Here is an 18,081-nt window from a genome sequence, read left to right as displayed (position 1 = left end):
ATCGCACCGACACAAAGGATGAGCTCGCATGCGCGACCGTACGTACAAGAACATTCCACAGCCCCAACGAGACGGCCAGGGAGGCGTCGACACGGGTCCCCGGAACATCGAGTTGGACATTCAGAATCCGGACCTGCTCACGCCGCCGGTCACCGACAGCGGCACCGTGCCCAACATGAAATTCTCCTTCTCCATGGCGCACACCCGGATCGAGGAGGGCGGATGGACCAGGGAGGTCACCGCGCGCGAGTTGCCGATCGCCACCACACTGGCCGGCGTCGACATGCACCTCAACCCGGGCGCCTACCGTGAGCTGCACTGGCACAAGGAGGCGGAGTGGGCCTACGTACTGGAGGGCAGCTGCCGGATCGGCGCCGTCGACCAGGAGGGCTGCAACTTCCTCGACGACGTGCAGAAGGGCGACCTGTGGTTCTTCCCCAAGGGTGTGCCGCACTACATCCAGGCGCTCGAGGAGGGTGTGGAGTTCCTGCTCGTCTTTGATGACGGATCGTTCTCCGAGAACTCCACGTTTATGATCAGTGACTTCTTCGCGCACACGCCGAAGAGCGTCCTCGCGAAGAATTTCGGCTGGACGCTTGAGCAGATGGAGAACATTCCGGAGAAGGAGAAGTACATTTTCCAGGGCCAGGTGCCGCCTCCCCTGGAGTCCGACCGGGTGGTCAGCCCCACGGGTGACGTGCCGCGGACGTTCAAGCACCGGATGCACGCACAAGAGCCGATCCGGTTCGACGGCGGCACGGTACGGATCGTCGACTCGAGGACCTTCGCGGCGGCCACCACCATCTCGGCCGCTCTCGTGGAGGTGGAGCCGGGCGGTCTGCGTGAGCTGCACTGGCATCCGACCGACGATGAGTGGCAGTACTGGATCTCCGGGTTCGGCCGGATGGGCGTGTTCGCCAGCTCGGGCCTGGCGCGGACGTTCAACTTCCAGGCCGGCGACGTCGGCTATGTGCCGTTCGCTTACGGGCACTACATCGAGAACCTCGGGAACGAGCCACTGGTCTTCCTCGAGATGTTCCGCAATCCGCTCTTCGAGGACATTTCAGCGATGCAGTGGATGGCCAACACTCCGCCGCAGGTCAGCGCCGATACGCTCAACATCCCGAGGTCGATGATCGAGGCACTCCCGAAGAGCAAGCGTAGCGTCGTCAGATGATCTCGTTACCTCGGATGTCTCTGCTGGGGCCGGGGCGGCGCCGGTCGCCCCGTCCCGGCGGGTTTGGCCGAGATCCGACTCGGGGCGGCGCCGAACTCTGGGACTTCCTGCCCGGTTTGCCCATGCAGGCCCATGGCCGTTGAGAACCGAGCTTCCCGAGCGCCGGCGTGTGGCATCCGAAACGGGCGTCTCACCTGTGAGAACACCCCTTCTGGATCCATCCGATGTGGGTTCTGGCCTATCTGGGCCGCCCGGTCTCGGCGATCTCGCAGAGCCGTGCGGCCCAGATAGGCCAGAACCATATTCGGTGGATTTTCCGTCAGTACTACCGGGCCCCTCAGGGGGTGGGCTGGATCCGGACGCCGAACCTGTCCTCGATGCAGCGCTGCTGTAGCTCCGGTGGCAGGTTGGCGCAGTCGCCGATCTTGCTGTAGAGCCAGCTCAGGAACGCCGCCGCGATGATCAGAGTGAGGACGCTCAGCGCTATGCCCACCCAGGCCCTGCCCGGGGCGGACTTCTTGACGAGCGCGACGATGCCGACGATCAGGCCGACGATCGCCACCAGCACACCGAGGCCGCAGACGACGAGCGACACGATGGCCACGATCCCGAGCACGAGCGCGGCGGTGCCGAGCCCGTCGCTCTGCCTGCGCCCCTCACCCGGATACGCCGGGTAAGGCGCGGCGCCCGGATAGGCGGGCATGCCAGGCGGCGGGTACGGCGGCGGCTGGTAGGGGCCTGGCGCGCCCTGAGGCGGCTGGTAGGGGCCCTCCGCGGACGGCGTCTGCGGGCCGGGACCTCCGTAGGGCTGCCCGGCCTGCTGGGCCTCCCCGTATCTCGGCTGCTCCCCGTAGCCGTGCCGGCCCGAATAGCCCGGCTGGGGAGTGCCGGGAGCGGGCTCGGTGGGCTCGGTGGGCCGAGGCTGGGCCGCGGGTTCCGCTGAGGGCTCAGGCGGTTCGTAGCGCGAGGGCTGGGTGGGGCCGGGGTGGTCAGGGCCGCCCGGAGCCTCCGAGGCGCCCTCCCAGCCGGGATACGCGGCGGGCGTGGCACCGGGCACGGGGTGCGGCGGCCGTTCCTCCGGTTCGGGGACTTCCCGCTCCCGCCCACCGGACTCCGGCGTCTCGTCCCCCTTGGGGGCGTCCGGATCACCGGCCTGGTCAGGCTGGGGGACCTCCGGCGCGACCGGCGTGTCCGGATGCGGCGGCACCCTCGGCTCTTCGGGAACGGGGGGCGGTTGCCGGTTCGGCGTCTCGCCGGGGTCGGGTACGGGCGACTCGGGATCCGGCTCCTTCCACGGCTCCCGCCGCGGATCGGGCTGGTTCGGGTCCACAGGTGTTGTCACGTCTCTTCTCCCGACGCTTGGGCATGCCGGATATCTCACACTCCCCTGTCACCTGCCGACGAAACAGGCTGACACGGCAAAACACCGATGATCGTTCGGTCAGGGTGCGACATGCCACGGAACGGACCCTAGGTGCGAGCAGGGAAGAAGCCGACCTAGAATGAAGCATGTGTTGAAGGGCGACGGCCATCTGAGCCATGACCTTGACCCCCACGACCGGCCTCCGAAGGACGCATGTGGCGTCTTCGGGGTCTGGGCTCCTGGGGAGGAAGTCTCCAAACTCACCTACTACGGACTGTACGCGTTACAGCACCGCGGTCAGGAGTCCGCGGGCATCGCGGTCAGCGAGGGCAGCAGGATCCTCGTCTACAAGGACATGGGACTGGTCTCCCAGGTCTTCGACGAGTCCGTGCTCGGCACCCTCCGCGGCCACCTGGCGATCGGCCACTGCCGCTACTCGACGACCGGGTCGAGCGTCTGGGAGAACGCGCAGCCGACGCTGAGCTCGACCGAGGGTGGCGGGCTCGCACTCGCCCACAACGGAAACCTGATCAACACCCCGGTGCTGGCCAGGCGTCTGGCCCCGGGTTCCACCCGGGCGACCACCGACACCGAGGTGCTGACGTCGCTGCTGGCCCAGGATCGCAGCCAGTCCATCGACGACGCGGCCGCCGAACTTCTTCCGCAGGTCAGGGGCGCCTACTCGCTCGTCTTCATGGACGAGCGGACACTTTACGCGGCCCGTGACCCCCAGGGCGTCCGCCCGCTGGTCCTGGGGCGCCTGGAGCGCGGCTGGGTGGTCGCCTCCGAGACCGCGGCCCTGGACATCGTGGGCGCCACGTTCGTCCGCGAGATCGAACCGGGTGAGCTGATCACCGTCGACGAGCGCGGCGTGCGCTCGCGGAAGTTCGCGCTCGCCGAACCCAAGGGCTGCCTGTTCGAGTACGTCTACCTGGCCCGTCCGGACACCACGATCGCCGGGCGCGGCGTGCAGACCACGCGCGTCGAGATCGGCCGCATGCTGGCCCGCGAGCACCCGGTCGAGGCCGACCTGGTCATCCCCACGCCAGAGTCGGGCACCCCCGCCGCCGTCGGCTACGCCGAGGAGAGCGGGATCCCGTACGGCCAGGGCCTGGTCAAGAACTCCTACGTGGGCCGGACCTTCATCCAGCCGTCCCAGACGATCCGCCAGCTGGGCATCCGCCTGAAGCTCAACCCGCTGAAGGAGGTCGTCGCCGGCAAGCGTCTGGTCGTCGTGGACGACTCGATCGTCCGGGGCAACACCCAGCGGGCGATCGTCAAGATGCTGCGCGAGGCGGGCGCCAGGGAGGTGCACGTCCGGATCTCCTCCCCGCCGGTCAGCTGGCCGTGCTTCTACGGCATCGACTTCGCCACCCGGGCCGAGCTGATCGCCGGTTCGCTCAGCGTGGAGGAGATCCGCGCCTCGCTCGGCGCCGACTCGCTCGGATACATCTCGCTGGAGGGCCTGACCAAGGCCACCACGATCCCCGCCGACCGGCTCTGCCGCGCCTGCTTCGACGGTAACTACCCGATCCCGATCGACCAGGACAACGTGGGCAAATACGTGCTGGAGGCCAAGCATTGAGCAGGTCAGGCAGTCAGACCGCCCGGCCGACGAGAGAGGCCCCATGACCAGCTACGCGGCCGCAGGAGTGGACATCGACGCGGGTGAGCGCGCCGTCGAGCTGATGAGGTCGAAGGTCGCGCGGGCCCGGCGGCCCGAGGTCGTGGACGACGCCAGCGGCTTCGCCGGCCTCTTCGACGCCTCGGCCCTGCTGTCGTACCGGCGGCCGCTGCTCACCACGTCGACCGACGGCGTCGGCACCAAGGTCATGCTGGCCCAGCGGCTGGGCAAGCACGACACGATCGGCCTCGACCTGGTCGGCATGGTCGTGGACGACCTGGTGGTCTGCGGTGCCGAGCCGCTGTTCATGACCGACTACATCGCCTGCGGCAAGGTCGTTCCCGAGCGGATCGCCGAGATCGTGGGCGGCATCGCCGAGGGCTGCCGCCTGGCGGGCTGTGCCCTCATCGGCGGGGAGACCGCCGAGCACCCCGGAGCCATGGGCGCCGACGAGTACGACCTCGCGGGCGCCGCCACCGGCGTGGTGGAGGCCGACCGGATGCTCGGCCGGGACAGGGTCCGCGAGGGCGACGTGGTCCTCGCGCTGGCCTCCTCCGGCGTGCACTCCAACGGCTACTCGCTGGTCCGGCACATCATCGACCGGGCCGGGCTGTCGCTGGAGGCCGAACTGCCCGAGCTGGGCCGGACGCTGGGCGAGGAGCTGCTGGAGCCGACCAGGATCTACTCACTCGACTGCCTGGAGCTGGCCCGCACGGTCGACGTCCACGCGTACGCGCACATCACGGGCGGCGGCCTGGCGAGCAACCTGGCCCGTTCGCTGCCCGACGGGCTGGACGCGCTGCTCGACCGCTCGTCATGGACCCCGCCCGCCGTCTTCGAGGTGCTCGCCGGACACGGCCAGGTGGCCCAGGCCGACATGGACCGCACGTTCAACCTGGGCGTGGGCATGACCGCGATCGTCGCCGCGGAGGCCGTGCAGCCCGCCCTGGCGCTGCTCGGCGAGCGTGACCTTCCGGCCTGGGTGCTCGGCGAGATCGTCGAGGGCTCCGGCCAGGCACGTTTCCGATGACCCGATGGATCTTCCCCGCCCCGGGCCGGGGCGGGGAAGATCCCGGGTGAGTCGAGTACCACGAAAAGCGCCCCGGACCACCGGAGCGCCGCATATTGTCGACTCCCAGCGAGAAGGACACCCGGCCGCTATGTGCTCACCGCCGGGTGCCCTGCTCACCGTCAAACCGAAACCCGCCTAGCGGCGCCCGGATGTCCCGTCGTCGCGGTCATCCTTGGAGCCGAAGTCATCGGCGTAATCGGCGTACCGATCCGCCAGCTCGTCGTAGGCGTCGTTGGAGTCGTCGTTGTGGTTGGAGTCATCTCTGACTCCGAGCTCGTCGCGAAGACGCTCAAGATCAGTGCCACCGCTGTTGTACTTCAGCTGGCGAGCAACCTTGACCTGCTTGGCCTTTGCTCGGCCGCGCCCCATTGGCTCGACCCCCTCGTGTGGGGTCGTGCCCGACCCCTCGTCGCTAACGCACCACGCACTGACGCCACCTGACTTGAGGCGCCAGCTCTCGTTCGCCTACAACCGTACCCGTTTTACGCCCGGCTCGGTACGCCGTATGGGCGTGTGGGGCTAGTGGCCCAGCCAAATGCCCCTAATTCGCCCGACTTCCGACATTCTTCGCTCAGCCAGCCTATCGGCTGCGACAGCCGGAGGAACGCCGTCCTCCGCCGCAGTGGAGAAGATCTTAAGAGTCGTGTCGTAGATCTGGGTGGCCTTTGCCCGCGCCCGGTCCATGTTGAACCCGGCGATCTCGTCCGCGACCTGGATCACCCCGCCGGAGTTGACCACGTAGTCGGGCGCGTAGAGGATTCCCCGGTCGGCGAGCTGCTTCTCCACGCCGGGATGGGCCAGCTGGTTGTTGGCCCCGCCGCAGACGATCGTGGCGCGCAGGCGGGCCACCGTCTCGTCGTCCAGCGCCCCGCCGAGGGAGCACGGCGCGTAGACGTCGATGTCGGATCCGGTGAGCTCCAGCCGGTCGGCGACCACCTCCACCCGCGGGTGGCGCCGCAGCAGCCGCTCCACGGCCGCCTCGCTCACGTCGCAGACCACGACCTCGGCGCCGTCCTCGACCAGGTGATCGACCAGGCGGTGGCCGACCTTGCCCACGCCCTCGACACCGACGCGCCTGCCGCGCAGCGTCGGGGTGCCGTAGGCGTACTCGGCGGCGGCGCGCATGCCCTGGAAAACGCCGTAGGCGGTCAGGATCGACGAGTCCCCGGCTCCGCCGTTGGCCAGCGTGCGGCCGGTCACGTAGGAGCTCTCGCGGGCCACGACGTCCATGTCCTCGCTGTAGGTGCCGACGTCACACGCGGTGTAGTAGCGGCCCCCGAGTGACTGGACGAACCGGCCGTAGGCGCGCAGCAGCGCCTCGCTCTTGTCCTTCGCCGGGTCGCCGATGATGACGGCCTTGCCGCCACCGAGGTCGAGTCCCGCCAGGGCGTTCTTGTAGGCCATCGCCCGTGAGAGATTGAGCACGTCCGCCAGCGCGGCCTGCTCGCTCTCGTAGGGGTAGAACCTGGTGCCGCCCAGGCCTGGGCCCAGGGCCGTGTTGTGGATGGCGATGATGGCCCGCAGACCACTGTGCTCGTCGGAGCAGAAAACGACCTGCTCGTGCCTGTTCTGGCCGGTTACCGGGCCCGCGTCCTTGTGGGACAGCCCGAAGACGTCGGTCACTGTGGTGACTCCCAGTCGTTCGTTCCCGCCGCTCCGTCGCGGCGGAGATCACCTTCAGCGTAACCACAAGCCCGCAGCGGGACGACTCACGCGAAGGTCTCATCACGTTTGACGAGGGGGCCGGCCGGGTACGCCGCCTCGCCGCCGTGGTTCCCGCGTTCGAAACGGTCAGGCCCTCGAAGGAGCGGAGGAGTCGCCCGGACGGCGGCCACGAAAGCCGGTCCGGTACGGACAGCGGCCCGTCGTTCGTGACACGATGCGGACGTGCTGCCCTACGCCGCGTACCTCCGCGTCTACGAGCCACTGGTCGCGTTCACCCCCGCGGAGCGCGTCTCGTGGGCCGCCTACGCCGAGGCGGCCGACCGACCGCGCCGAGCCGGCGCCCTCCACGCCGAACACGGCGAGGCGGTGCGGCGCCTCCTGGGGATCCCACCGACCCCGGCACCCGCCCAGGAGAGCCCCAACGCCTATCTGAGGCGCGTGGAGGAGGTCCTGTACGTCTGCCCATGGCAGAGCAGGCTGAGGTCGTGGCTGGCCTTCTCACGCTTCCGTGGGGCGACCCCGCCCAAGCTGATGGAGCGGTTCGTGCCACCCGCCGTCGCGGAGCAGACCGCCGACGACTTCGACCGGTTCAAGCGCCGTACCGACTCGGCCGCGCTGCGCACGCACATCCGCGGCTCCACCTGGCACGTTCCGACCTCGTGGTTCGTCCCCTTCGACGGCAACGAGCGCTGGCTGGTCATCGACGGCGACGGGGGCCAGGGGGGCACGACCACCACGCGCAATCTGATCTACGTCACCTCCATGGCCCATGCCAGGCGCCGCAGCGCCCGTGCCCTGCAGATCATCAGGAGGCAGGTCGGCGAGGTCTCGATCACCGCCGAGGTCGAGGACGTGGCGCGCTGGCTGGAGGAGTTCCACCCGCATTCGCTGGTCGAGCTCGACTACGGCGGCATCGTCAACCTCATGGACGACGAGACGCTCCAGGCCGACGAGTCCGTGGCGGAGCTCGCGGCGGCGCTGACAGGTCTGGAAAAAGGCGAGGAAGAACTGGCGTTCGCCATGTACCAGCGCGTCATCCTCCGCTGGCGATCAATACAACTTCTCGAATCGGCAAACTGACTCGCAAATCATCCCTTCGACCTGCGTAAGTAGGTCCGTCGATGACCGGGGATGCACCTACGAACTGAGTAGTTTGCCGTTTTCACTGCGATACCACGAAACGTGTCGCTAGAATCACCGAGCGTGACAACAACACGTGCACAAGAGAGATGAGTCACTCAAAGACTCGCCAATCGCTCTACGTGGCTGTATGGTCACATCGGGTGATGCCGTATATGGCCCAAACTGCCGCACGCAATGGCCATAGGCGGACATCCGTGACAAGCGTCAAGTCGCAGGATCGCTGTCGCCGGTCCACATGGAGGAGAGGCCGCACAAATGTCAGCTCGTACACCCGAGGCAGAGCCGCTGCTCACCCCGGCGGAGGTCGCAACCATGTTCCGCGTCGATCCCAAGACCGTGACCCGGTGGGCGAAGGCGGGCAAGTTGACGTCCATCCGCACCCTGGGTGGACACCGCCGGTACCGGGAGACCGAGGTTCGCGCGCTGCTCGCGGGGATTCCGCAGCAGCGCTCAGAGTAAGACGGGGGCCGTCACTGACCTAGGGGGATTGGTGCGCGCTCACCCTGTGAGCGCGTAGGCCACACAGGTTTATGGGGAGCGGCGTCGCCCGCCCGGCGCCGCCCCAGCCACCTGCCCGACGTCTTTCCCGGACCGTGGATCAGCTCGTCTGGTCCCGGAGCAGGTTGTCCAGCAACTCGCCGACCTGCGAGTCGTGCTTGGCCGCCACACCGAGCAGCGCCACCATGTGGTCGACCAGCATGCGCTCCAGGGCCGGCCGCTCGATGTCGCGGTGCTCCAGCCAGTCGAGGCCCGCGGTCTCGACGGAGGCGATCCAGGAACGCAGCGTGATGCGGAGCGCGGGGCCGGGCTCCTCGACCCGCATCTGCTTCATGATCAGTATGAACAGCCGGTTCCTGACCGAGTCGACGATCTCCCCGATGTCGCCGCTGCGGTTGGCGGGACCGCCCCTGAGCAGCGCGGCGAAACCCGCCGCGTGCTCCTCCACGAAGTCGAAGTATCGGGTGAGCCCTCCAGCCAGCTCGTCCAGCGGGCGGCCGTCCTCGTGGGGCTTGAGCCTTGCCTCCAACTGGGCCGCGGCGCTTTTCAGCGCGGCGACGTAGAGCTCCTGCTTGCCGCCGAAGTAGTGGTAGACCAGAGCCCGCGACGCGCCGGCCGCGGAGGCCACGTCATCGATCGACACGTCTTCCGCGTCCCGCCTGCTGAACAGCTCCAGGGCCGCCGCCATGAGCTCCTCACGGCGCCGGTCCACGCTGAGCCTGCGCCGCGCCGGTCGCGCGTCACCCGCCGCAGGTTTCGCCTGTTCGGCGGCTCCGGATGTCGAACCCACACCGTGCAGACTATCGGAGTCGGTATGCACGGCGTTGAGGTCAAGATCGGAGTTCCCTACCCCGGAGGCCGTACCCCATTCGGAACTCGATCGTTTTGAGTGACAGGTGCCCATCCACCATCGCGGGGGAGAGCCATGTCAGGACCGCCGGTCAACACCACCGTCACCCGAGCCCGCGGGTTCGCCGAGCCCGTCTTATCCGACGGGTGCGGACCACGCCCGAGACCCACGATCCGCAATGTGGCCGAGCGGGCCGGTGTCTCCAAATCACTGGTCTCGCTCGTTCTGCGCGGATCGCCACACGTCAGCGAGCATCGCAGACAGGCCGTGCTCCAGGCGGCCAGAGACCTCGGCTACCGGCCCAACGCGGTCGCGCGCAGCCTGGTCGAGGGCCGTACCCATCTGGTCGGGGCGCTCGTCGCCGACCTGCACAACCCGTTCTACGCCGAGTTCCTGGACGGCCTGCAGGAGAGCCTGCACGGCGACGGGCTGAGGCTCCTCATCGGCAACAGCCAGTGGGACCCCGCCTTCGAGGACGAGGCGGTCGAGGCATTCCTCGAACTGCGCGTCGACGGGCTCGTCCTGCTCGGCATCGCGCCCACCAGCGGGACGCTCATCGAGGCCACCGGCTACACGCCCACGGTCGTGGTGGGCGAGCGCGACATCGACCTCGGCGGCGTGGACATCGTCGTCGACGACGACCAACTCGGCGCCCGCCTGGCCGTCGACCACCTCGTGGAGCTCGGCCACCGCCGAATCGCCCACATAGAGGCCTCGGGCATCTCCTCCGGGCGCTTCCGGTGCGAGGGTTACCTGGTCGCGATGCGCAGGCACTCCCTGGCCCCGTACATCATGGTCGAGGAGGGGGCCTCCAGCGAGGAGGGCGGCGCGCGGGCCGCGCACAGCCTGCTCACCCGCGACCCCCGGCCCACAGCGATCTTCGCCGCCAACGACCTGGTGGCCATGGGCGTGCTCTCCGCGGCCGCCGAGCTGGGCCTGCGGGTTCCCGAGGACCTGTCGGTGGTCGGGTACGACAACATCCACCGTGCCGGGACCCAGCCGATCTCGCTGACCACCGTGGACCAGCCCCGCCGCGCCATGGGCCGTTCCGCCGCCGCGCTGCTGAACGACCGGATCGGCGACCCCGGCAAGGCCTCACGCCTGCGCCAGGTCGCGCCGCAGCTGGTCGTACGGAACAGCACGAGTTCCACCGAGCGCTGAAGCGCCTGCCTGGAGCGTTACAGGACGCCCAGGCAGGCTTCATCAACTCCCCAAAATCAGGTCAACATCGCGAACGCCGGTGTGCCGCCGGTGTTGACTCTGGCCGAGACGAGGGGGGTAACAATGCGTGATCCAGAACTGGTGTCATGCGCCCAGCGGGCCGCCGCCGAGCTTGAGCGGGCGTGGGCGCACTGGCGGGCCGCCCGGGGCCGCAGCGGAGACGCCGGAGCCGAGTCCGTCGCCAGTTACGTGGCCCATTCGATCGACCACCCGTGGGGGCGTCCGCGCGTGGTCCTCGGGCTGGACGCCGAGGACGCCAGGGAACTCGCCTCGCTCCTGCAGAAGCAGGAGGTCGGCGAGCACGCCTGGTAACAGAAGGTGACAGCCGGGTACATATCGCGACAACGGCCGAGCCATGTCGTCGCGCCGCGTAAGTTGGGTGGTTGACGACCTACTTGGGGGCGATGAGCGTGACCGGCAGAGCACTCGCGACGGCCCTTGTCCTGTGCGGCCTGAGCGCCGCCGCCTGCGGCGGCGGCACCGCGGACCTCGCGCGAGATCGTGTGGGAGTCCCACCGGCGGCCGCCACGACCACCCGCCCCGTGACCGGCGACACGGCCGCCCCCCTGACCGGCCCCGCGGCCGGCGCGGCGAGCGGTTCCGCGGCGAGTCCCACCGCGGCCGGAAAACCGCTGAGCGGCAAGGTCGTGGTCATCGACCCCGGTCACAACGGGCAGAACTACCGCCACTCCGCGGAGATCAACAAGAAGGTCAACGTGCTGACCCAGTGGAAGCCCTGCGACACCACGGGCACCGCCACCGCGAACGGCTACAGCGAGGCCGCCTTCACCTGGGACGTCTCCCAGCGCCTGGACAAGATCCTCAAGAGCCGGGGCGCGAAGGTGGTGCTGACCCGCCAGAACAACAACGGCGTTGGACCGTGCATCACCCAGCGGGCCGCGATCGGCAACAAGGCCAAGGCGAACGCGGCGATCTCGATTCACGCCGACGGGGCGGGCCCCGCCAACCACGGCTTCCACGTGATCATGCCGAAGAAGATCAACGGCCCGGTCGACCCGGTGGTCAAGGACTCCGAGAGGCTCGGCATCGACGTGCGCGACGCCATGAAGCGCGGCACCGGCCTGTCGTACTCCACCTACATCGGCAAGGCGGCCCTGGACTACCGCAACGACCTCGGCGGACTGAACCTCTCCACGGTTCCCAAGATCTTCGTCGAGTGCGGCAACATGAAGAACCCGACCGAGGCGGCCAAGTTCCAGCAGGCGGCGTTCCGGCAGAAGATCGCGCTCTCCCTGGCCAACGGGCTGCAGCAGTACCTGACCCACTGAGGCCCGCTCAGCCTCTCGCCGGACCGGCCAGGCCCAGGGACCTGAGGTTGTCCTCGGCCGGGTGGCGGCGCGCGGCCGGACCGGCCGCGAAGGCCCGCAGGATGTTCCCCGTGGCCCTGCGGACGAAGGAGGCGGCCCGTTCCGTGACGCCGTGGCCGCAGCGGGCTCCCCGCATCGCGCACACCCAGCGCATCGTGCCCGAGGAGAACACGGCGGCGCCGCTCGGCACCGTGTAGTAGGCACTGTGCGCGACCGTGGAGCGTCCGCCGCAGTCGACCGGGGAGACGGACAGGACCTCCATCGGGCGAGGCACGCCCGCACCGACCCGGTCGGTCTCCACCCCCACCATGCCGGGGAAGGTGGTGCCGCGCCGCACCCCGGTCCCCTTGAAGATCCAGTTGCCGGGACGCCAGACCACGTAGGCGGACTCGGAGGGGAAGCAGTCGTACATCGGGCCGGTCAGCGAGCTCTCCGGCCTGCCGGTCGCGCGCCACAGGACCGTGTGGGCGTCCTCGGCGGCGTCCTTGTGGCAGACGACCAGGCGGCGGTGGCCCAGAGGCGTCGCGGCGAAACGGATCCGCCAGTAGACGGCGTTGGCTCCGAGGAAGGCGAGGTTGGTGCCGTGGTCACGGGCCGCCTCGACGGTGCGGCGCATGCGTGCCGACCAGTACTCGTCGTGGCCCAGGGAGACCAGGCCCCTTGCCCCGTCGAGGAGGTGCGGGTCGCGGTCGAGATCCGCGCTCGTGACATAGGCGAGCGGGACACCGCTGTGCTCGGCGACCTCGATGGCGTCGCGTTCCATGTCCAGGAAGAGCCGCGCTCCCGATGTGTCGTAGGGGCGGTCGAAGCTGACCGCGCGGGACCTGTCCTCGAAGCCGCCGGGCCCTCTGTAGAGGCTGCGGCCACCCCAGTCGTTGTACGCCTGCCAGGTGGTGACCGCGTTGACGACGACCAGGCGTCCCCTGGTGGAGGTGGACCTGACGGTGAGCGGCACGTAGCGACTGCCTCCGCTGGCGGCGTCCAGCCTGATCAGGTAGGAGCCCTCCGGCCAGCCGGAGGTGTCCACCTCGGGGCCCGGCTTCCAGTGGGCGGCGGTCACCGTGCGGGTGGCGGCGATCGTCCTGGCCGGGGCCTGCCTCATGCCGGGCAGCCCGCTCGCCCGCCAGACCTGCCTGGCCCCGGCTCCGCCGTACCAGCCCATGCGGAAGGCCCTTGCGGTGTAGCGGTCGGCGGTGGTCGAGACGTACAGCCGGAAGCTCTCTCCCGGCGGCACGCTCACCCGGTCGGCGAAGCCCTCGATCTCGTGCTCGGCGCCGCGGTGGCGCACTCGCCAGTCAGGGGTGCCCGGCCTGGCGTTCTCGATCGCGGTGGCGTCCGCCGCCCCGGCGCTCCGCACCGCGGACGCCGACGTCGAGGGAGTGGGCGAGGGCGGCTCCGCGGGCCGCTCGGCGGCGGCGCCACATCCGGCGACCAGCAGTATCGCCATCAGGGTCATCAGCGGTGTACGGGCCGAATGCCAGGACGTTTGGAACATGAGCAGCAGCATGTCCATCGGGAAGATCCTCCGCGTTCCTCCCCCGCCGGTCTTGGGTGGTTCTTGGCCTCATGATCCGGATCAGCAAAGTAAACGGCTTATCCGCCGATGGGTTTGGCATGATGCGAACCATGACTGACCTCCTTCCGCTTCCTGCCGCGTACACGTCTGTGGACGGCTCCCTCGGGCTCTCTCCCGGAGTCGGTGTCCAGGGCCCCGCCGGGCTGGTCGACGCGGTACGGCTCGCACTCGCCGTACTCGACCCGCGTCCCGACGGGGCAGGTGTGATCAGGGTGGAACCCGACGCGTCGCTCGGCGCCGAGTCGTACACCCTGGACGTGACGGCCCAGGGCGTGCGGATCGCGGCCGGAGACCGCGCCGGGGCCTTCTACGCGGGCCAGACGCTCCGGCAGCTGCTCCCCGCCGCGGCGTTCCGCGCGGTGGCGGGGACGGGCTGGAGCGTCCCCCTCGGCCAGGTGCGGGACGCGCCCCGGTTCTCCTGGCGCGGGGTGCACCTGGACGTGGCACGGCACTTCATGCCCAAGCGCGAGGTGCTCAGGATGGTCGACCTCATGGCGGCGCACAAGCTGAACCGCCTCCACCTGCACCTGGTGGACGACCAGGGCTGGCGGGTCGAGAGCCGCAGGCACCCGCGGCTGCACGAGGTGGGCTCGCACCGCCCGCGCACGGTCACCAGCTACTACCGGGAGGACCTCGCCTTCGACGACGTGCCGCACGGCGGCTACTACACGCTGGACGACCTCGCCGAGATCGGCGCCTACGCGCGGGCCCGCGCCGTGACCGTCGTGCCCGAGATCGACGTGCCGGGACACGCCTCGGCGATCCTCGCCGCCTATCCCGAGCTGGACGCCCGCGCCACCGGCGGGCGGCGGCCCGAGCCCTTCCGGGTGCTGGAGCGCTGGGGCATCTCCCCCGCGATCCTGTCCCCGCTGCCCGGCACCGTCGACTTCCTGACCGACGTGTTCGACGAGATCCTGGCGGCGCTGGGCGAGACCCCGTACGTCCATATCGGCGGGGACGAATGCGTGCTCGACGACTGGGCGGCCTCCCCCGAGATCGTCGCCTTCCAGGCGGAGCTGGGGCTGGGAAGCCTCGCCGACCTGCACGCCTGGTTCCTGCGCCGGCTGGCGGACGTGCTGGCGACGCGTGGCAGCCGGGCCGTGGTGTGGGACGAGGCGTTCGTCAGCGGCATGCTCAGACCCGACACGATCGTGATGCCCTGGCGCGGCCCCGGGGTGGCCAGGCGCGCCGCCGCGGCCGGGCACGACGTGGTGCAGACTCCGGTCTTCCCGCTGTACTTCGACTACGCCGAGGCCGCGTCCGAGCTGGAGCCGGTGGCGATCGGCGACGCGATCACCGTCTCGGACGTCGCGGCCTTCGCCCCGGCGCCACCGGAGTGGACGGCCGGGGAGCGGGAGCGCGTGCTCGGGGCGCAGTTCCAGCTGTGGAGCGAGCGGCTGCCCGACGGGCGCGCGGTGGACTACCGGGCCTGGCCCCGGGGGTGCGCGCTGGCCGAGGTCACCTGGTCGGGCTCGGCCGGGGCCGGGTTCGACGCCCGGCTGGAGACGCATCTGGGCCGCCTCGACGCGCTCGGCGTCGAGTACCGGCCGCCGGCCGGCCCGCACCCCTGGCAGCTGGGCGGTACCGGCCATCGGCGGCACCGGCCGGGGGTCGTCAGGGCGGACGAGGCCATGAGGCATCTGGAGGAGAAGACCCACGACGCCGACTCGACCCGGCCCAGCCTCTGACCCCGGCGGGCCGGGGCGGGCCGGGGCGGAGGACCCCTGACCGCCCCGGTCGGCCGGAGAGGACCGGCAGCGGATCAGCCCGCCACCTGGTAGCCGGCCTCCTTGATGGCGGCGCGGATGGCCGCGTCGTCGGGAGAGTCACCGGAGACGTCGACCCTGCCGGTTTCGAGGTCGACGTCGACACCGGTGACGCCGGAGACCTCGCCGACCTCCTCCTTGACCGAGCTCACGCAGTGGCCACAGGTCATGCCGGTGACGGTGTATGTGATCACGCTCATCGTGCCTCCAATGCCCCAAGGTTACCCACCCAGGGTATACCGCCTCCCTGGAGGGGGGGATCAGGCCGCGGTACGGCCGATTATCTGGCGGAGGTCCACCACGCCGTGACGGCGGAGCCTGCGGGCGAGCTCGCGGTTGACGCGATGCGCCCAGAAGGGCCCCTCGTAGATCAGCGCGCTGTAGCCCTGAACGAGCGTGGCCCCGGCGAGCAGGCGTTCCCAGACGTCGTCCACGTCCTCGACGCCGCCTACGGAGACGAGCACCAGGCGGTCGCCCACCCTCGCGCGCAGCCTGCGCAGCACTTCCAGCGACCTGGCCTTCAGCGGCCTGCCGGACAGGCCACCGCTCTGCTGAGCCCGGTCACGCTCCGCGCCGGTCAGCGCCTGCCTGCTGATCGTGGTGTTGGTGGCGATGATGCCGTCGAGACCGAGCTCCAGGGCCAGGTCGGCGACCGCGTCCACATCGTCGTCCGCCAGGTCGGGCGCTATCTTGACCAGCAGCGGGGTGCGCTTGGGGGTGGCGTCGGCGATCTCCTTCACCGCCCGCAGCAGCGGGCCGAGCAGTTCCACGGCCTGGAGGTCGCGCAGCCCGGGAGTGTTGGGCGAGCTGACGTTGACGACCAGGTAGTCGGCCAGTGGAGCGAGCTTTCTGGCGCTGGTCACGTAGTCGTCGACGGCCCCCGACTCGGGCACCACCTTGGTCTTGCCGATGTTGACGCCGACGATCGCCGGAACGCCCCTGGGCCTGCTCAGCAGCCGGGCCGCCGCGGAGGCTCCGGCGTTGTTGAACCCCATCCTGTTGATGATCGCCCGGTTTCCCACGAGGCGGAACAGCCGGGGCCGGGCGTTGCCCGGCTGCGCGTGGGCGGTGATCGTGCCGACCTCGACGTGGCTGAAGCCGAGCGCGGACATGGCCTCCACGCAGCCGGCGTCCTTGTCGAAGCCGGCCGCCAGCCCGAACGGGCCGGGGAAGTGCACGCCGAAGGCCTGCACGCGCAGTGCGGGATCGCGCGGCGCGAGGCTGCGGTGAAGCAGCCTCTTGACCACGGGCATGACCGAGAGGGCACGGAGCGCGCGCACCGTCAGATGGTGCGCGTCCTCCGCGTCGAGGCGGCTGAGGACCTGCGAGAAGACGAATCTGTACATCACCGATCAGGTTAGTGCCCCCACGGGGTAGGGCACGCGCCGGCCAGGTCGCCGGAGTGCCTGATCAGCGGGCATCCATCGGGCTCAGCCCCGTGACGTGAGCAGGATCACCGCATTTCTCCGGCTCCCTCACCGAGCAGCTCGGCTGCGAGGTCGGCGACGCGACGGCGACTGTCCCTGGCCTGCTTGCGCAGGCCGGTGAAGGCCTGGGTGGCGGTCAGGTCGTGCTTTCCCATCAGGTAGCCGATCGCCCGCTCGATGACCACGCGGTAGTCGAGGGCGTACTGGAGCTGCTCGGCCAGCGCGCTCTTCTCCTCGGCGGCCATCGCGGCGGCGAGCAGCTGCTCGATCACGTCCGCGTAGCCGTAGAGGGCTTGAATGTCCGACTCGTCCCACTGGTAAACCGTGGCCTGGTAGACGTTCAACGTACCCACCGGCTCGCTGCCGAGCCGGACGGGCACCCCGGCCACCGCCCGCACCTCCGGGTGGAGCCGGTCGGCGAGTTTCGGCCAGCGCGGGTCGACGCTCACGTCGCTTGAGGTCACCGCGCAATTCTCTTCAAACGCGGAAACGCACGGCCCCTGACCAAGATGGAGCTGCGCGCCCTCAAGACTCCGCCCCGGATCGTCGGTGGCGACCAAATAACGAAGATCCTTGCCCTCCTCCGCGAACATCAACCCCGCACCCGAATACCCGAACAGCGAGTTCACCACGTCCACGGCACGCTCCAACTGATGGACTATGCCTGTGGCGGACGAGGTCGTCCTGAGCTTTCTCAAGCTCGCGACCAGCGCTTCCGGATCAATGTGAGTCATATGTGGGGCGCCTTTCAGCGTCGACCTGGCTACTTGACATGCACACTACGACTGCCCAGAAATAGGAGATCTATTGGCCAGCGTTTGGAGAACCATCACCATGAGCTCACCGAGGCGTTCTCCGGCCCGGACTTTCGCGGGTTGCCATTCATGGCTCATCCGGTCGTAGAAATTCAGGGTGCCGATCAGCTGTTCCTCGGTTCGCAACGGCACCGAGAGCACCGCACGGACCTCCGAGACCCGCGCGGCCACGCCGGGGAACCCGAGGGGTCTGGCCGCCCGCAGGTCGTCGACCGTGACGTCTTCCCCTCGGGCCAGGCTCTCGATGGCCGGCCCGGAACCGATCTGCTCCTGGATCAGCTCCAGGCGCCGGCCGTGGTCGTCGGAACCGCCGATCGCTCGCAACCGGTCGTGGTCGTCTATCAGCATGAGCGCCGCGCCGTCGGCGCCGAGAACGTCGGCGAGAGCACCGAGGGTGCGATCGATGAGCCGGGAGAGTTCGAGGGCCTGTGTCATGGGCGGGCTTCCTCCACGTCGAGGTAGCTCCGCGGACACAGGGCGGAATGATCTGCGGATCAGAGCCTAGTGCTGCCCGATGACTCCGGCCAAGCGGTTCCTCTCCCTGGCCACATATCGC

18 protein-coding genes are annotated in these 18,081 nt (G+C 69.5%); 9 read left to right on the top strand and 9 right to left on the bottom strand.

Annotated features, from left to right (window positions below; all coding sequences use genetic code 11):
• Positions 1 to 28: 28 nt before the first annotated feature.
• Positions 29 to 1,177: an oxalate decarboxylase family bicupin gene (locus tag ACWD3H_RS37950; protein ID WP_451958424.1), complete on the top strand. Its 1,149-nt coding sequence runs from the start codon at positions 29 to 31 to the stop codon at positions 1,175 to 1,177.
• Positions 1,178 to 1,514: 337 nt separating this feature from the next.
• Here ACWD3H_RS37950 and ACWD3H_RS37945 read toward each other — a convergent pair whose 3' ends face one another.
• Positions 1,515 to 2,519 carry a hypothetical protein gene (locus ACWD3H_RS37945; RefSeq protein WP_451958423.1) on the bottom strand — a complete coding sequence of 335 codons (1,005 nt, stop codon included), beginning with the start codon at positions 2,517 to 2,519 and terminating at the stop codon, positions 1,515 to 1,517.
• Positions 2,520 to 2,679: 160 nt separating this feature from the next.
• Here ACWD3H_RS37945 and purF point away from each other — a divergent pair, with 160 nt between their 5' ends.
• Positions 2,680 to 4,125, top strand: coding sequence for an amidophosphoribosyltransferase (gene purF / locus ACWD3H_RS37940; protein WP_451958422.1), 1,446 nt, complete (start codon positions 2,680 to 2,682; stop codon positions 4,123 to 4,125).
• A gap of 43 nt (positions 4,126 to 4,168) precedes the next feature.
• Positions 4,169 to 5,194 (top strand): phosphoribosylformylglycinamidine cyclo-ligase, encoded by a 1,026-nt coding sequence (gene purM / locus ACWD3H_RS37935; protein WP_350929752.1) that lies wholly within the window; start codon positions 4,169 to 4,171, stop codon positions 5,192 to 5,194.
• Positions 5,195 to 5,371: 177 nt separating this feature from the next.
• On the opposite strand, the gene ACWD3H_RS37930 is transcribed toward purM, so the two are convergent.
• Entirely contained in the window at positions 5,372 to 5,605 is a 234-nt protein-coding gene (locus ACWD3H_RS37930) for a DUF3073 domain-containing protein (protein ID WP_030917477.1), read from the bottom strand.
• A gap of 150 nt (positions 5,606 to 5,755) precedes the next feature.
• Positions 5,756 to 6,859, bottom strand: coding sequence for a Glu/Leu/Phe/Val family dehydrogenase (locus ACWD3H_RS37925; protein WP_355548326.1), 1,104 nt, complete (start codon positions 6,857 to 6,859; stop codon positions 5,756 to 5,758).
• A gap of 264 nt (positions 6,860 to 7,123) precedes the next feature.
• Between ACWD3H_RS37925 and ACWD3H_RS37920 the strand changes: the two genes are divergently transcribed.
• Complete coding sequence (locus ACWD3H_RS37920) at positions 7,124 to 7,981, top strand: hypothetical protein (RefSeq protein ID WP_355548329.1); 858 nt, start codon at positions 7,124 to 7,126, stop codon at positions 7,979 to 7,981.
• A gap of 318 nt (positions 7,982 to 8,299) precedes the next feature.
• Entirely contained in the window at positions 8,300 to 8,503 is a 204-nt protein-coding gene (gene bldC, locus ACWD3H_RS37915; protein ID WP_013133571.1) for a developmental transcriptional regulator BldC, read from the top strand.
• A 139-nt stretch (positions 8,504 to 8,642) separates the two neighbouring features.
• Here the strand turns inward: bldC and ACWD3H_RS37910 are convergent, their stop codons facing one another.
• Positions 8,643 to 9,332 (bottom strand): TetR/AcrR family transcriptional regulator, encoded by a 690-nt coding sequence (locus ACWD3H_RS37910; protein ID WP_355548333.1) that lies wholly within the window; start codon positions 9,330 to 9,332, stop codon positions 8,643 to 8,645.
• 135 nt (positions 9,333 to 9,467) lie between these two features.
• On the opposite strand from ACWD3H_RS37910, the gene ACWD3H_RS37905 reads away from it, so the two are divergent.
• The 3 genes from ACWD3H_RS37905 to ACWD3H_RS37895 all read left to right on the top strand — a co-directional run bounded on the left by ACWD3H_RS37905 (position 9,468) and on the right by ACWD3H_RS37895 (position 11,902).
• Positions 9,468 to 10,553: a LacI family DNA-binding transcriptional regulator gene (locus tag ACWD3H_RS37905; RefSeq protein ID WP_030917489.1), complete on the top strand. Its 1,086-nt coding sequence runs from the start codon at positions 9,468 to 9,470 to the stop codon at positions 10,551 to 10,553.
• Positions 10,554 to 10,676: 123 nt separating this feature from the next.
• Positions 10,677 to 10,925, top strand: a complete 249-nt coding sequence (locus ACWD3H_RS37900; protein WP_030917491.1) for a hypothetical protein — start codon at positions 10,677 to 10,679, stop codon at positions 10,923 to 10,925.
• 71 nt (positions 10,926 to 10,996) lie between these two features.
• The gene (locus tag ACWD3H_RS37895; RefSeq protein ID WP_451958421.1) at positions 10,997 to 11,902 is read left to right on the top strand and encodes an N-acetylmuramoyl-L-alanine amidase; all 906 of its coding nucleotides are present in this window, start codon (positions 10,997 to 10,999) and stop codon (positions 11,900 to 11,902) included.
• Between the two features lie 7 nt (positions 11,903 to 11,909).
• Here ACWD3H_RS37895 and ACWD3H_RS37890 read toward each other — a convergent pair whose 3' ends face one another.
• Positions 11,910 to 13,454, bottom strand: a complete 1,545-nt coding sequence (locus ACWD3H_RS37890) for a N,N-dimethylformamidase beta subunit family domain-containing protein (RefSeq protein ID WP_451958420.1) — start codon at positions 13,452 to 13,454, stop codon at positions 11,910 to 11,912.
• A gap of 113 nt (positions 13,455 to 13,567) precedes the next feature.
• Between ACWD3H_RS37890 and ACWD3H_RS37885 the strand changes: the two genes are divergently transcribed.
• Entirely contained in the window at positions 13,568 to 15,205 is a 1,638-nt protein-coding gene (locus ACWD3H_RS37885; protein WP_451958419.1) for a beta-N-acetylhexosaminidase, read from the top strand.
• Between the two features lie 74 nt (positions 15,206 to 15,279).
• Here ACWD3H_RS37885 and ACWD3H_RS37880 read toward each other — a convergent pair whose 3' ends face one another.
• The 4 genes from ACWD3H_RS37880 to ACWD3H_RS37865 form a co-directional block, all read right to left on the bottom strand.
• The gene (locus ACWD3H_RS37880; RefSeq protein WP_350929745.1) at positions 15,280 to 15,483 is read right to left on the bottom strand and encodes a heavy-metal-associated domain-containing protein; all 204 of its coding nucleotides are present in this window, start codon (positions 15,481 to 15,483) and stop codon (positions 15,280 to 15,282) included.
• Between the two features lie 60 nt (positions 15,484 to 15,543).
• Positions 15,544 to 16,629, bottom strand: coding sequence for a quinone-dependent dihydroorotate dehydrogenase (locus ACWD3H_RS37875; protein ID WP_350929744.1), 1,086 nt, complete (start codon positions 16,627 to 16,629; stop codon positions 15,544 to 15,546).
• A 107-nt stretch (positions 16,630 to 16,736) separates the two neighbouring features.
• Entirely contained in the window at positions 16,737 to 17,444 is a 708-nt protein-coding gene (locus tag ACWD3H_RS37870) for a GAF and ANTAR domain-containing protein (RefSeq protein ID WP_355625146.1), read from the bottom strand.
• Between the two features lie 45 nt (positions 17,445 to 17,489).
• Positions 17,490 to 17,960: a GAF domain-containing protein gene (locus ACWD3H_RS37865; protein ID WP_451958418.1), complete on the bottom strand. Its 471-nt coding sequence runs from the start codon at positions 17,958 to 17,960 to the stop codon at positions 17,490 to 17,492.
• Positions 17,961 to 18,081: the final 121 nt, after the last annotated feature.

The sequence above is a fragment of the Streptosporangium sp. NPDC002607 genome (assembly GCF_053592655.1).
This window is presented reverse-complemented; position numbering and strand designations above follow the sequence as displayed.